12 protein-coding genes are annotated in these 14,034 nt (G+C 71.7%); 9 read left to right on the top strand and 3 right to left on the bottom strand.

The window, feature by feature from the left end; translation table 11 throughout:
* Positions 1–74: 74 nt before the first annotated feature.
* On the bottom strand, positions 75–1,073 hold the full coding sequence (locus EW117_RS02500; RefSeq protein WP_165362419.1) for a LacI family DNA-binding transcriptional regulator: 999 nt from the start codon (positions 1,071–1,073) through the stop codon (positions 75–77).
* Positions 1,074–1,249: 176 nt separating this feature from the next.
* On the opposite strand from EW117_RS02500, the gene EW117_RS02495 reads away from it, so the two are divergent.
* From EW117_RS02495 to EW117_RS02460, 8 genes are all read left to right on the top strand, one after another.
* The gene (locus EW117_RS02495; protein ID WP_129783758.1) at positions 1,250–2,320 is read left to right on the top strand and encodes a substrate-binding domain-containing protein; all 1,071 of its coding nucleotides are present in this window, start codon (positions 1,250–1,252) and stop codon (positions 2,318–2,320) included.
* Between the two features lie 2 nt (positions 2,321–2,322).
* Complete coding sequence (locus EW117_RS02490; RefSeq protein WP_129783336.1) at positions 2,323–3,357, top strand: ABC transporter permease; 1,035 nt, start codon at positions 2,323–2,325, stop codon at positions 3,355–3,357.
* Positions 3,354–4,160 carry an ATP-binding cassette domain-containing protein gene (locus tag EW117_RS02485; RefSeq protein WP_129783334.1) on the top strand — a complete coding sequence of 269 codons (807 nt, stop codon included), beginning with the start codon at positions 3,354–3,356 and terminating at the stop codon, positions 4,158–4,160. Before EW117_RS02490 ends, EW117_RS02485 begins: the two co-directional genes overlap by 4 nt.
* 138 nt (positions 4,161–4,298) lie before the next feature.
* Complete coding sequence (locus EW117_RS02480) at positions 4,299–4,976, top strand: response regulator transcription factor (protein WP_129783332.1); 678 nt, start codon at positions 4,299–4,301, stop codon at positions 4,974–4,976.
* A complete protein-coding gene (locus tag EW117_RS02475; RefSeq protein WP_129783330.1) occupies positions 4,973–6,418 on the top strand; it encodes a HAMP domain-containing sensor histidine kinase in 1,446 nt (481 codons plus the stop codon). The genes EW117_RS02480 and EW117_RS02475 overlap by 4 nt, the downstream gene beginning before the upstream one ends.
* A gap of 75 nt (positions 6,419–6,493) precedes the next feature.
* On the top strand, positions 6,494–7,951 hold the full coding sequence (locus EW117_RS02470) for an ABC transporter permease (protein WP_129783328.1): 1,458 nt from the start codon (positions 6,494–6,496) through the stop codon (positions 7,949–7,951).
* 3 nt (positions 7,952–7,954) lie between these two features.
* Positions 7,955–8,677 (top strand): ABC transporter ATP-binding protein, encoded by a 723-nt coding sequence (locus tag EW117_RS02465; RefSeq protein WP_129783326.1) that lies wholly within the window; start codon positions 7,955–7,957, stop codon positions 8,675–8,677.
* A gap of 11 nt (positions 8,678–8,688) precedes the next feature.
* Positions 8,689–9,831 carry a S1C family serine protease gene (locus tag EW117_RS02460; protein WP_242504041.1) on the top strand — a complete coding sequence of 381 codons (1,143 nt, stop codon included), beginning with the start codon at positions 8,689–8,691 and terminating at the stop codon, positions 9,829–9,831.
* Between the two features lie 8 nt (positions 9,832–9,839).
* Here EW117_RS02460 and EW117_RS02455 read toward each other — a convergent pair whose 3' ends face one another.
* Positions 9,840–11,162 carry a cytochrome P450 gene (locus EW117_RS02455; RefSeq protein ID WP_129783324.1) on the bottom strand — a complete coding sequence of 441 codons (1,323 nt, stop codon included), beginning with the start codon at positions 11,160–11,162 and terminating at the stop codon, positions 9,840–9,842.
* 170 nt (positions 11,163–11,332) lie between these two features.
* Between EW117_RS02455 and EW117_RS02450 the strand changes: the two genes are divergently transcribed.
* The gene (locus EW117_RS02450; RefSeq protein WP_165362418.1) at positions 11,333–12,532 is read left to right on the top strand and encodes a sulfotransferase family protein; all 1,200 of its coding nucleotides are present in this window, start codon (positions 11,333–11,335) and stop codon (positions 12,530–12,532) included.
* 143 nt (positions 12,533–12,675) lie between these two features.
* Here EW117_RS02450 and serA read toward each other — a convergent pair whose 3' ends face one another.
* Positions 12,676–13,914 (bottom strand): phosphoglycerate dehydrogenase, encoded by a 1,239-nt coding sequence (gene serA, locus EW117_RS02445; protein WP_129783320.1) that lies wholly within the window; start codon positions 13,912–13,914, stop codon positions 12,676–12,678.
* Between the last annotated feature and the right edge of the window lie 120 nt (positions 13,915–14,034).

Here is a 14,034-nt window from a genome sequence, read left to right as displayed (position 1 = left end):
AAATATGCGCGTTTCGGCGTGCGGGGCTCGGCCGCGTCCGGAGGGTGCCATGGGGCGCGCTGCGAGGTCCGTGGTCAGGCGGGTCCGGGGATCTCGCCCGATCCGCGGACGACGAGGCGCGTGGGCACGACGACCTGGCGGGCCGGACCGGGGTCCCCGTCGAGGTGGGCGAAGAGGCGCTCCGCGGCCAGGCGGCCGATGCGGTCCGGATCCTGTGCGACGGTCGTGATCGCGGGCTTCATGAGGTCGCCGGTCTCGAGGTCGTCGAACCCGACCAGGGCGATGTCGTGCTCGTGGCCGAGCTGTTGCAGGGCCCGGATGGTGCCGATGGTGATCAGGTTCTGGCTGGAGAAGATCGCGGTGGGCGGGTCGGGCAGCGCGATCAGCGTGCGGACGACGGCGGTGGCGGTCGCGTCGTCGTGCAGGCCGAGCACGATCAGCGCGGGGTCCACCTCGATCCCGGCCGCGGCGAGCTCGGTCAGGTAACCCTCCCGCCGCAGGCGCGCCGTCTCGATGCGCTCGAGGTCGCCGAGGAAGGCGATCCGGCGGTGCCCGTACGAGACGAGGTGGCGCACCGCGTCCCGCGCGCCGTCGATGTTCCCCGTCACCACGCAGTCGGTCTCGATGCCTTTCGGCGTCCGGTCGACGCACACCAGCGGCGTGCCCCGGTCGACGTGCACGCGCAGGTAGGACTGGTCGTCGCGCACAGGCGTGACGATGAACCCGTCGACCCTGCGCCGGGAGAGCGCGGTGACCGCCCGCAGCTCGGCGGCGGGATCGTCCTCCAGGCTCGCCGCCAGCACCGCGTACCCGTACGCGTTGGCCACCCGTTCGATCGCGCGGTGCACCTGCGCCGCGAACGGGTTGGCGACGCTGGACACCAGCAGGCCGAGCGTGCGCGAGCGGCCGTCCGCGCGGCGCAGGTTGCCGGCGTGCAGGTCCGGTTCGTAGAGGAGGTCGGCCGCGGCGCGGCGAACGCGCTCGGCGGTCGCGACCGAGACGTTGGGCTCGCCGTTGATCACCCGCGAGACCGTCTTGATCCCGACGCCGGCGAGCCGCGCGACGTCGCGCATCGTCGGCCGTCGCTGACGTGCCGAGGGTGAGGATTCGTCTGACACCGATGTCACGAACGTGTCACTCCTTGCTTCCATTGGCTTGACCCTACCTGGAGATTCGAGTAGACAATGACCTGACAACGTTGTCGGGCGCAAGCCCCCCACGGAGGAGTTCGACGGTGAACCGGATAGCTATGAACACGGCTGGGCTGCGGCGGAACGTGGCTCTGACCAGCGCACTCGCACTGGGGGCAGTGGCTCTCAGCGGGTGCGGCGGCAGTGACAGCGGCTCTGACAACGGTGTCGGTGTTTCGCTGATCGTCAAGACGACCACCAACCCGTTCTTCGTTGCCATGCAGGACGGCGCGGAGGCCGCCGCCGGCGACCACGGCGTCGAGCTCACCATGGCCGCGGGCAAGGCGGACGGCGACGAGGAGACGCAGATCCAGGCGATCGAGAATGCCATCGCCCGCGGCGACGCCGGCATCCTCATCACGCCGAACGGTCCGTCCGTCGTGGACGCGCTCAAGAAGGCGCGCGACGCGGGCCTGTACGTCATCGCCCTCGACACCCCGCCCGACCCGGCCGACGCCGTCGACATCACGTTCGCGACCGACAACCGCCAGGCCGGCGAGCGCATCGGCCAGTGGGCGGCGGCCCAGCTGGACGGCGAGAAGGCCACCATCGCGCTGCTCGACCTCTTCGACGACAAGGTCGTCTCGGTCGACTACGACCGCGACCAGGGGTTCCTCGAGGGCATGGGCATCGACCCGGCCGACCCGAACGTCAACGGCGACGAGGCCCCGACCGGCACGTACAGCGGCGGCGACTACGAGATCGTGGGCAACGAGGCGAGCCAGGGCGCCGAGGACGGCGGGCGCACCGCCATGGAGAACCTGCTCACCAAGAACCCGGACATCAACGTCGTCTACACGATCAACGAACCCGCCGCCTACGGCGCGTACCAGGCCCTGGAGGCCGCGGGCCGGGAGAAGGACGTCGTCCTGGTCTCGGTCGACGGCGGCTGCGCGGGCGTCGACAACGTGAAGCAGGGCGTGATCGGTGCCACGAGCCAGCAGTACCCGGTGAAGATGGCCGAGCTCGGCGTCGAGGCGATCGCCGAGCTGGCCGAGTCGGGCACGGCGCCCGAGACCACCGAGGGCCTCGACTTCTTCGACACCGGCGTCGAGCTCGTCACGGACACCCCCGTCGACGGCGTCGAATCCATCGACTCGACCGCCGCGTCGGACATCTGCTGGGGCTGACGATGAGCGCATCCACCCAGTCCACCCAGGCCCACGAGCCGGCCGCCGAGTTCCTCGACCGCCGCACCCCGCTCGAACGCGCGCGCGGCGTGCTGCACCGCTACCCGGCGCTCAGCCCGGCGATCGTGCTCGTCGTCTCCGTGATCGTCTTCGGCTTCCTCAACGACCGCTTCTGGGCTCCGGGAAACCTGTCCCTCATCACGCAGCAGGTGGCGGTGGTGGGCACCCTCGCGGTCGCCCAGACGCTGGTCATCCTCACGGCGGGCATCGACCTCTCGGTCGGGGCGACCATGGTCCTGGCCTCGATGGTCATGGCCCAGGTGACGACGTCCGCGGGTGTCCCGCCGTTGCTCGCGATCCTGGTCGGGCTCGTCGTGGGGCTCGCCGCGGGCGGCCTCAACGGCCTGCTGGTGACACGGTTCAAGCTGCCGCCCTTCATCGCCACGCTGGGCACGCTCAACATCTACCTGGCGGTCACGCTGCTGTACTCGCACGGCGCCACGGTCCGCGGCGGCGACATGCCCGCCGCGCTGACCTGGACGGGCACTACGTTCCCGCTCTTCGGCGTGCGGGTCTCCACGGGCGTGATCCTCATGCTCGCCGCCTACCTCGTGGTGGCCTTCGTGCTCTCGCGCACCGCCTGGGGCACGCACGTCTACGCGGTCGGCGACGACCGGGACGCCGCGCGGCTGTCCGGCATCAGCGTCAACCGCGTGCTCGTCAGCGTCTACCTCGCCGCCGGGGCGATCCTCGCGCTCGCGGCCTGGATCCAGATCGGGCGCGCCAATGCCGCGAGCCCCAACGTCGGCGTCGACATGAACCTCGACTCGATCACCGCCGTGGTCATCGGCGGCACGAGCCTGTTCGGCGGGCGCGGCACCGTCTGGGGGACCCTGCTCGGAGCGCTGATCGTCGGGGTGTTCCGCAACGGGCTGTCGCTCGCAGGCCTCGACGTGCTCTACCAGACCCTTGCCGTGGGCGTCCTCGTGATCGTCGCGGTCTCGCTCGACCAGTGGATCAGGAAGGTGCGCAAATGACCACCATCGACGCCACCCCGGCGGACGGCCGCACCCGAGAAGGGGACGCCGGTCCCGTGCTCCAGGCCCGTGGGCTCGTCAAGACCTACGGCCACGTCGTCGGGCTCGACGGCGTGGACCTCGAGCTGTACCGAGGCGAGGTGCTCGCGATCATCGGCGACAACGGCGCCGGGAAGTCCACCCTCGTCAAGTGCCTGACCGGGGCCGAGATCCCGGACCGGGGCGAGGTGCTCGTCGACGGCGAGCCGGTGCACTTCAAGCGGCCGCAGGACGCACGCGCCGCGGGCATCGAGACCGTGTACCAGACGCTCGCGGTCGCCCCGTCGCTCGACGTCGCGGCGAACCTGTTCCTCGGCCGCGAGGTGCGGCGCAAGGGCGTGCTCGGCTCCGTGCTGCGCATCACCGACCGCTCGGGCATGCGCGATCGCGCCCGCCGCGAGCTTCGTGAGCTCGGCATCTCGACCCTGCAGGACGTCACGGTCCCGGTCGAGAACCTGTCCGGCGGCCAGCGCCAGGCGGTCGCCGTCGCGCGGGCGGCAGCGTTCGGCTCGAAGGTGGTCGTCCTCGACGAGCCGACGGCGGCGCTGGGCGTCCGGGAGTCGGGTCAGGTGCTGGAGCTGGTGCGCACCCTGCGGGACAAGGGCGTGCCGGTGATCATCATCAGCCACAACATGCCGCACGTCTTCGAGATCGCCGACCGCATTCACATCCAGCGACTCGGCAGGCGCGCGGCGACGATCACCCCGCAGACGCACACGATGACGCAGGCGGTAGCGATCATGACGGGCGCCGCGGACGCCTGACCAACCCCTTGTTGTGGGCGTGATCGATGCGCCTAAAACGGGCGCGTAGTCGCAACGATCACGCCCACAACAAGGAGCGTGGGAGCGCCAGCAGGGTGTTCTCACGGTTCTCTTAGGTGGCGTGCGGAGAATCGCGGGATGAGGATCCTCCTGGTCGACGACGAGCCCGCCCTGCGGCAGTCCGTCGCACGCTCGCTGCGGTTCGAGGGGTACACGGTGGTGACCGCGTCGGACGGCCGGGAGGCGCTCGACGTCGTGCGGTCCGCGCGGCCGGACGCGCTGGTGCTGGACGTGATGATGCCGCGCCTGGACGGCCTCGGGGTGTGCCGGTCGCTGCGCGCCGAGGGCGACCGGACGCCGGTGCTCGTGCTGACGGCGCGTGACGCCGTCCAGGACACGGTGGCCGGGCTCGACGCGGGGGCCGACGACTATCTCGCCAAGCCCTTCGCGTACGACGAGCTGCTGGCGAGGCTGCGGGCGCTGCTGCGCCGGACGGCGGGCCCGCCGGGCGAGCCGGTGCTGGAGGCCGGTCCGGTCCGGCTGGACCCCGCCGCGTGGCAGGTCACCGTCGACGGCGCGCCGGTGGAGCTGACCCGCACCGAGTTCTCGCTGCTGGAGACGCTGATGCGGCACCGCGGCCAGGTGCTCACCCGCAGCCAGCTCTACTCCTCGGTGTGGGGCGAGGACCTGGACGGCATGTCGAACACGCTGGACGTGTACGTGGGGTACCTGCGCCGCAAGCTGGAGGCGGCCGGCTCGCCGCGGCTGGTGCACACGATGCGCGGCGTCGGCTACTTGGTGCGGGGCTCCGAGTGAGCCTGCAGAAGCGCCTGACCGTCCTGGCCGCGGCAGCCGTCGCTGCGGCGGTCATCGTGGCGTCCTTGGCCGCGTGGTTCCAGGTCAGGGCCTCGATGCTGGACGAGGTGGACGCGCAGCTCACGAAGCGCGTCGCGAACCTCGGGAGCATCGCCGACCTGTCGACGGTGACACCGCCGGGCACGGGGTACCAGCGCCGGCTCTTCTCGCTGGTGCAGAGCGACCCGGTGAGCGTCCTGGTGGTCCAGGGGGACGGGACGGTCCAAGACGACGCCACCTACGGTCCGCTGAACGACTCGCTGCGGAACCTGGACTGGCTGCCGCCCGCACCCGTGTCCGGCAGCTCCCGGCTGGACACGGTCACCGCCGACGGGACCACCTATCGCGTCCTCTCCGCGCGCACCGGCGACGGCGACGCGCAGGTGTGGATCTTCCAGCCGCTCACCTCGATGGGCGACACCCTCGACCGGGTGGCCTGGGCGCTGGGCGGGACGGCGGCGGCCGGCGTGGTCGTGGCGACCCTGCTCGGCTGGGCGGTGTCCCGGTCCGGTCTGCGCCCGGTGGACCGCCTCGTCGCCGCCACCGAGGTGGTGGCTCGGACGCGGGACGTGGGGCAGCGGGTCGACGTCGGCGGGGGTGGGCGGGACGAGATCGGCCGCCTCGCGGGCGCTGTGAACGCCCTGCTCGCGGGGCTGGACGACGCGCGGCGCGGCCAGAGCGAGCTGGTGGAGAACGCCGCGCACGAGCTGCGCACCCCGCTGACCGTGCTGCGCAACGACCTCGGGCTGCTGGCCCGCGCGGAGTCGGGCGGCGCCGCGGCGGGCGTCGGGCCCGAGGGAGCTGCCGCCGGCAGGCGCCTGACCGCAGAGGACCGGCGCCAGCTCGTCGTCGACCTGGACACCCAGGTGGCCGCGCTGGCCGACGCCGTCGGCGAGATCGTCGAGCTCGCCCGTGGCGCCGCCGGGTCCGAGCCCGCCCGGCTCACGGACCTGGCCGCCCTGGTGGACCGCGCCGTCGCCCGCACCCGGCGGATCGCCCCGGACGTCGTCGTGGAGGTGACGGTCACGCCGCCCGACGCGTCCGCCGTCGTGCACCCCGCGACGCTGGAGCGGGCCATGGCGAATCTGGTGCGCAACGCCGTGCAGGTCTCCGCCCCGGGCGGGACCGTGACGGTGACCCTGGCCGCGGACGGGGCTGGGCTGCACCTCGACGTGCTGGACCGCGGCCCCGGCTTGGCGCCGGACGAGCTGCCCCGGGTGTTCGACAGGTTCTTCCGGGGTGCCGCCGCACGTGCCCGGCAGGGGTCCGGTCTCGGCCTCGCGATCGTCGCTCAGGCCGCCGAGCTGCACGGCGGCACCGTCCACGCGGCGAACCGGCCGGGCGGTGGGGCGGCGTTCGCGATGCGCCTGCCGCGCCGGGAGACATTCCCAGCCGGGTCTTAACCAAGGCCTAAGCCCGTCTCACGTGCGGTGTGCAGGCTTCGTCGTGTCCCAACCGACCGAGCGAAGGCACGACGGATGTACATCCTGCACAACGCGCTGGCGAACGTGTGGCGGCACAAGGGCCGCAACGCGCTGCTGGGCGCGATCATCCTGGTGGTGATCGCGGCGAGCGTCATCGCCCTGATGATCAGCTCCACGGCGACCAGCATCATCGACGACTACAAGGAGCGGTTCAGCGCCGAGGTCACGTTCGTCCCGGACATGGAGAAGGTCCGGGAAGAGGCGATGGCGGGGTCCACCGACGGCATGGTCCGGATGACCATGCCGACCATCGACGCGGACCAGTACCTCGCCTTCGGCGAGTCCGAGCACCTGGCCGACGCCGACTTCACCGCCGCGACGGGCGTCGTCCCGGAGGACCTCACGCCCGTGGCGGCCGACCTGGGCGGCGGCAGCGGGATGATGACGATGGGCGGGGGCGGCGGGTCGACGTTCGAGTCCGAGCCCATGTCGTTCACAGCGTCGCTGCAGGGCGACAAGTTCACGGAGTTCGACGACGGCTCGCGCGCCCTGGCCGACGGCGAGCTGCCCGACGCCGACGGCGAGGCGCTGGTCAGCACCGAGCTGGCCGAGCTGAACGACCTGGCCGTCGGCGACACCATCCACCTGGACGGCGAGCTGCGGAACGTCGACGAAGGCTCCCTCGAGCCCATCGAGTACGAGGTCACCGTGGTGGGCACCTACGACGACCTGACCGACGAGTACGGCACCTCGCCGCAGCAGAACGCCTTCACCAACCGCCGCAACGAGATCCTCACCACGTACGACACGGTGCTGGAGAACTACGTGTCCGGGATGCAGGGCATGCAGGTCGCCGCCACCTTCTACCTCCAGGACCCGGACCTGCTGGAGGCGTTCACGCAGGAGGTGCGGGCCGAGGGGCTGCCCGACGTCTTCGACGTCACGACGGACTCGGCGACCTACAACGCGATAGTGGGCCCCGTCGAGGGCCTGAAGTCGGTGTCGGTCACCTTCATGATCGTGGTGCTGGTGTTCGGCGGGGTGATCATCGCCCTGCTCAGCTCGATAGCGATCCGGGAGCGCAAGTACGAGATCGGCGTGCTGCGGGCCATGGGCATGAAGAAGTCCGCGGTGGGCGTCGGCCTGTGGTCCGAGATCCTGGCGGTCACCGCCGCGTGCCTGCTGCTCGGGCTCGGCGTCGGCTCGCTCGTGGCGCAGCCTGTGACCGACATGCTCCTGGCGGACCAGATCCAGGCGGCCGAGGAAGCCACCGCGGCGGCGGAGGAGCAAGGCTCCGGGGGCGGCATGGGCATGCGCATGGGCCCGATGGGCGGCGCGAACCAGGCTGACCCGGACGCCGAGCCGCTGTCCGCGCTGGCCGTCGCCCTGACCCCGGGCACTGTCGGGCAGATCGGCGGCGTCGCCCTCGGGCTGGCCACCCTGGCCGGCCTCGTCTCCCTGGGCCGGATCACCCGGTACGAGCCCATCAAGATTCTCTCCGAGAGGAACTGACCTGTGACCAGCACCCTCACCCTCGACCGCGTGACCTACCGGTACGACGGCGCCAAGAAGGACGTGCTACGCGGCATCAGCGCGGCGTTCGAGCCGGGCAAGGTCTACACCGTCGTCGGGAAGTCCGGGTCGGGGAAGTCGACCCTCTTGTCCCTGATCGCCGGCCTGGACGTTGCGGGCGGCGGGCAGATCCTGCACGACGGCGAGGACCTGCGGACCCTCGACCGGGACGCGTACCGCGCCAGGCGTATCGGCGTGATCTTCCAGGGCTTCAACCTGCTCACCACCGCGACCGCCGTGCAGAACATCGTCCTGTCCATGAACATCTCCGGCAGCCGCGTGAAGCACAAGAAGGAGCACGCCTACGAGCTGCTCGCCCGGGTCGGCATCGACCGGGAGACCGCCGGGCGGCCGGTGCTCAAGCTGTCCGGCGGTGAGCAGCAGCGCGTCGGGATCGCCCGCGCCCTGTCGCACGATCCGCGCATCATCATCGCCGACGAGCCCACCGGAAACCTCGACCAGGCGACCGAGGACGAGATCCTGCGCATCCTGACGGGCCTCGCGCACGACGAGGGCCGGTGCGTCATCGTCGTCACCCACTCGCGCCGGGTGACCGCGGTCGCCGACGAGGTGCTCGGGATCACCGCGGGCCGGCTGGGCACCGTCAAGGGGGCCAGGGGCCCGCGCAAGCCCGCGGTGTCGACCACCCATCAGGACCGAGGCTGAGGAGGACCGTCATGATCGACGAACCGGACCGAACCACTGCGCGAACCACCGCGGGAAGCACGCCGTGGTTGCCGATGGTGAGCGTGGCGGCGATCGCCGCAATCCTGTCCGCGGCGGCGGCGGCAGGCGCCGTCAGCCTGATCGACGACGACCCCGGCGCCGCGTCGCTGGCCGACGTCGGGCAGGAACAGAGCGACATCGTGCCTGCCCAGAGCGCCTTCGTGGGCGGGACCGACTGGAACGCCGTCGCCGGGGCGGTCGAGGACTCGGTGGTGTCCATCGAGACGCGGAGCGCCCAGGGCGGGACCGGGGGATCCGGCGTCGTCCTGGACGACGAGGGGCACGTGCTGACCAACAACCACGTGGTCGAGGGCGCCCAGGACGTGGAGATGACGCTCCACGACGGGCGCATCCTCGACGGGGAGGTGGTCGGCGCGGACGCGACGACCGACCTGGCCGTGGTGCGGGTCCAGGACGCGCCGGACGACCTGTCGCCGGCCACGCTCGGCGACTCCGACGCCGTCGGAGTGGGCGACCCCGTGCTGGCCGTCGGCAGCCCTCTGGGCCTGTCCGGCACGGCGACCACGGGGATCGTCTCTGCGCTGGACCGGCCCGTGACGGCGTCGACGGAGTACGGCGGCGACCTGGTGGTCAGCAACTCCATCCAGACGGACGCGCCGATCAACCCGGGCAACTCGGGCGGCCCGCTGTTCGACGCGGCCGGCGAGGTGATCGGGATCAACTCGTCGATCCTGACGACGTCGGTCGGCGAGTCGGGGTCCATCGGGCTGGGATTCGCCATCCCGTCCGCGCTCGCCCGGAACATCAGCGACCAGCTCATCGACGACGGCGAGGCAGAGCACGCGTTCCTGGGGGTCTCCCTCTCGGACGGCACGGCGACCGCCGACGGGATCACCCGCCGCGGCGCGCGGGTCGAGGACGTCGTGGACGGGTCGCCGGCCGCGGGCGCGGGCATCGGCGAGGGGGACGTGATCGTCGCCATCGGCGACGACCCGGTCACCGGCGCCGCGTCACTGACCGCCTTCGTCCGGGAGCGGACCGCCGACGAACCGGTGGTGCTCACCGTGGTGAGCGGCGGGGAGACCGACGAGGTGGAGGTGACGCTCGCGCTGCGCGACGAGTCCGATGGCTGATCGTGTGCTCAGTACCCGGGCGGCCCGACGGCGTAGCCGTCGTCGGCGTCGTCGGGATCCGCGGGCCAGGTGCCGTGCGGCGGCTGTTCGCTCGGGGACGGGAAGGTCACCGGCAGCCGTGCCGGGAAACGCATCCACGGGCTGGTCGCCCACTCGACCTGGTCCGGGTCGCCGACCAGCGTGACCTGCAGGCGCTGCAGCAGCTCGGCGACCGCGATCCGCGCGATGACCCGGCCGAGGCGCGGCGCCGGGCAGCGGTGGGGGCCGGCGCCGAACGAGAGGTAGGCGCGGTTGCCCACGGTGTCCCAGGGGTCGTCCGACTGGACCAGCGGGTCGTGGTTGGCCGCGTGCACACCGACGATGACCGCCTCCCCGCGTTCGATCAGCTTGTCGCCGATCACCACCTCATGGGTGGCGAACCGCGGCATGAGGTTGGGATTGGTCGTCGAGCGCCACAGCACCTCGTCGAGCGCGTCGTCGATGTGCAGCCGCCCGCCGGAGACCCGGTGGGAGAAACGGGGGTCGCTCAGGACCAGTGCGAGCGTCTGCGCCACCCAGGCCAGCAGCGACTCGTTGGCCGCGAGGGTGATGGCGGTCAGCGTCTGTGCCCGCTCCAGGTCGCTCTCGAAGTTGTCGTGCACGGCCAGGACGCCGGCGATGTCCTGGGTGCCGAGCCTCCTGCTGTGGGCGATGTGCCCGGTGACGATCTCCAGCAGCTCGGCGGTCCGTTCCCGCGCCGAGGCGCCGGACTCGAAGATCGCCCGGGTGATCTCCTGCAGGCGCTGCGCCTGGTCCGGTTCGAGCCCGTCGAGCTCGGACAGCACGAGGAACGGGACGACCGCCGCATACTCGGCGACCAGGTCTGCCCGGCCGCGGTCCTCGAACCGGTCGATGAGCATGCCGCACAGCCGGCGCGTGATCGCGCCCACCCGGGCCTCGTCGACCTGCGACAGCGCGTCGTCGACGGGCGGCCGCATCCGGGTGTGCTTGACGCCGTCGGCGTCGGCGAGCGTGGGTTTCGGGGCTCGGGGGAGGACCAGGTGAAGCGCGGACTGCGGCCCGAGCAGGTTCTCCGCGTGCCCGCGCCAGATCGACGGGTCCTTGATGAAGGTGCGGTCGTCGCGCAGCACGCCCACGGCCTCGGCGTGGCCCAGCACCAGCCAGGCCGGCACGCCGGGCTCCAGGTCGATCGGGGCGACCGAGCCCCAACGCGTCCGCAGCCGCTCGTACACCGCGCTCGCGTCGGCCGCCGTCGTCGTCTCGACGAGCAGGGTGCGTTCCGCGACGTCCCGTATCCGCACCCGGGGGTCGGACGGCGATGGTGCAGGCACGGTTCCCCTCTCGTCGGCGACTCGTGCCGGGTCGTGCGACGCCGGGTGCGAGCCCTCGTCCGGATGCTAATGGACGGACGCTCCGGATCGGCGGAACCTGCCTGGTCACGATCCGGGGCGCCACGTCCCGCCGCTTGTCGCCGGGAGCCGGCATGGGCAGGATGTGCGCCATGTCCCAGGCCACGCCCCTGCTCCGACTCCTCAACGTGCTGCTCGCCCCCGGTATGCGCACCCGCAAGGACCCCGACGCCGTCTTCGACGGGCTGCTCCAGGAGGTCCAGCGGGGGCGGGTGGCGCTCGGCGACGACGACCTCGCCGCGGTGGACGGCCTCCGGCTGCTCCTGAGCGACCTCGCCGCGTACCCGGAGCTGAGCGCCATGGGCTGGACGAGCACCCAGGACCAGATCCGGGACCGGCTGCGCAACCGTGTCGTCGTGCGCGAAGCTCAGGCGAGCCGGCCCGAGGTGCGGGACGAGCCGGTGACGGCGCCGGTTTTCGTCGTCGGCCTGCCGCGTACCGGGACCACGCTGACCTACAACCTGATCGCGCGGCACCCGGGCCACCGCGGCCCGAAGCTGTGGGAGATGACCAACCTCGGCCTCCCGCGCCCGGCGGCTGAACGCGAACGGCTGATCGCGCAGGCCCGCAAGCGGTTCGCGACGGTGGCGAAGCTCAGCCCGGCGTGGGCGCACCTCCATCCGCTGATCGCGGACGGCGAGGAGGAGGATTTCATGCTCCGCGCCCACACCGAGATGTACGCGACGTGGGGGCCTGTACCGCACTACCTCGACCACGTCGCGCGGGCGGACCTCACCGAGGACTACCTGTTCCTGCGCGGCGCGCTGCAGGTCATCGCGGCTGGCGAGGCGCCGGACCGATGGGTGCTCAAACACCCGATGAACCTGTGGCGGATGCCGGAGATCCTGCGCGCCTTCCCGGATGCGCGGTTCGTCTGGACGCACCGTGCGCCGGGGGCCGTAGTCGCCTCCGGCTGCTCCATGGCCGAGGCGACGCACGTGATGTACACCAGGCCCGGCCGCATCGACCTCGACCGGATCGGTCGGGAGTGGCTGGGCATCTCCGCGGGCGGGGTCGAGCGCGCGCTCGGGCTGCGCGCGGAACTGCCCGAGGACGCAGTGATCGACGTCGTCTACGACGACCTGCTCGCGGACCCGGAGACGGTGCTGCGCGGCGTCTTCGACCGCTTGGACCTGGCCTGGGGCGAGACGGACGACGCCAACCTCGCCGCGGCCGTCGACCGGACGGGCCACCGCCAGCACGAGTACACCCTGGCCCGCTACGGCCTGACCGAGGCCCAGGTCGCGGAGGCCTTCGCGGCGTACAAGATCCCGGCCTCGACCCTCACCTGACCCACCCCCTCCCGCCGAGGTAGGAGTGTGGCGAGGTAGGAGTGTGGCGAGGTAGGAGTGTGGCGAGGTAGGACCCCAGCGGAGTGGGTTCCGCTGGGGTCCTACCTCGCCACACTCCTACCTCGGCAGGCGGGGTGCCGGGGTCAGCGGGCGGCCGGGCCCGGCGGGAACTCCGGGCGCTCGAAGGCGTCGCGGATGCGCAGCCGGATCGTCGTGTCCAGCGCCTGCAGCTTCTTGGACGCGCCCCGCTCGGTCACGTCGGAGATGTCGGTGACCACGTAGCCGATGTCGCCGCGCGTGGCGAGCATCTGGCCCTCGATGTTCGCGCCGTGGTCGGCGAAGATCTGGTTCACCGTGGCCAGCACCCCGGGCACGTTGCGGTGCAGCAGCTTGATGCGGCCCACGCCCGTGTGCTCGAGCTGGAGGTTCGGCAGGTTGACGCTGAGCATCGTCGAGCCGGTGGTGATGTAGTCGCTCAGCTTCTTGGCGACGAACTGGCCGATCGCCTCCTGCGCCTCCTCCGTGGAGCCGCCCACGTGGGGCGTCAGGATCACGTTCGGCAGGCCGCGCAGCACCGACTCGAACGCGTCGCCGCGCTTCTTCGGCTCCGCGGGGAAGACGTCGACGGCGGCACCCGAGAGGTGGCCGGAGGTGATGTGCTCCGCCAGCGAGTCGACGTCGACCACGAACCCGCGGCACAGGTTGAGGAAGATCGCGTCCTGCTTCATCCGGGCGAACTGCTTGGCGCCGAACAGCCCCGCGTTGCCCGAGCGCCCGTCGACGTGCAGCGTCACGATGTCGGCGGTCTCCAGGAGCTCGTCGAGCGTCTCCGCGCGGCGCGCGTTGCCGAGCGCCAGCTTCTCCTGGGTGTCGTAGAAGACGACGGACATGCCCAGGTTCTCGGCGAGCACGGAGAGCTGCGAGCCGATGTTGCCGTAGCCGACGATGCCGAGCGTGCGCCCGCGCACCTCGTGCGAGCCCTCGGCGGACTTGTCCCAGATGCCCGCGTGCAGGGCGCGGTCGCGTTCCGTCATGCGGCGCGTGAGCGAGATGATCTCCGCGATCGCGAGCTCCACCACCGAGCGGGTGTTGGAGAACGGCGCGTTGAAGACGGCGATCCCGCGGTGCGCGGCGGCGGTCAGGTTGATCTGGTTGGTGCCGATGCTGAAGGCGCCGACGCCGACGAGGTCGGTCGCCTCGGACAGCACGCGCGCGGTCACCTCGGTCTTGGACCGGATGCCCAGGAGCTGGACGCCGTCGAGCGCGGCGATCAGCTCGTCCTCGTCCAGCGCTCCCTTGCGGTAGTCGACCTCGTACCCGGCCGATTCGAGGATCGGGACGGAGGTGGGGTGGACGTTCTCGAGGAGGAGGGCTCGCTGCACGGACCCATGGTGCGCCAGGTACAGCGGAAGCAACAAACGGATAGCCCCTACGTCCCGCCCACTGGGACACCCCTTGGTTGTGAGCGTGACCGTTGCGCCTAAAACGGGCACGTAGTCGCT

Source organism: Promicromonospora panici (genome assembly GCF_900608595.1).
Classification (GTDB): Bacteria; Actinomycetota; Actinomycetes; order Actinomycetales; family Cellulomonadaceae; genus Promicromonospora; species Promicromonospora panici.
Note: the sequence above shows the minus strand (reverse complement) of the source record. Positions and strands in the feature narration are given on the sequence as shown.

Bases quoted from the DNA above. Each gene is read 5' to 3' on its own strand.
- EW117_RS02495 (WP_129783758.1), top strand. From the start codon at position 1,250: ATGAACACGGCTGGGCTGCGGCGGAACGTGGCTCTGACCAGCGCACTC.
- EW117_RS02485 (WP_129783334.1), top strand. From the start codon at position 3,354: ATGACCACCATCGACGCCACCCCGGCGGACGGCCGCACCCGAGAAGGG.
- EW117_RS02490 (WP_129783336.1), top strand. From the start codon at position 2,323: ATGAGCGCATCCACCCAGTCCACCCAGGCCCACGAGCCGGCCGCCGAG.
- EW117_RS02470 (WP_129783328.1), top strand. From the start codon at position 6,494: ATGTACATCCTGCACAACGCGCTGGCGAACGTGTGGCGGCACAAGGGC.
- EW117_RS02480 (WP_129783332.1), top strand. From the start codon at position 4,299: ATGAGGATCCTCCTGGTCGACGACGAGCCCGCCCTGCGGCAGTCCGTC.
- EW117_RS02460 (WP_242504041.1), top strand. From the start codon at position 8,689: ATGATCGACGAACCGGACCGAACCACTGCGCGAACCACCGCGGGAAGC.
- EW117_RS02450 (WP_165362418.1), top strand. From the start codon at position 11,333: ATGTCCCAGGCCACGCCCCTGCTCCGACTCCTCAACGTGCTGCTCGCC.
- EW117_RS02500 (WP_165362419.1), bottom strand. From the start codon at position 1,073: ATGCGCGACGTCGCGCGGCTCGCCGGCGTCGGGATCAAGACGGTCTCG.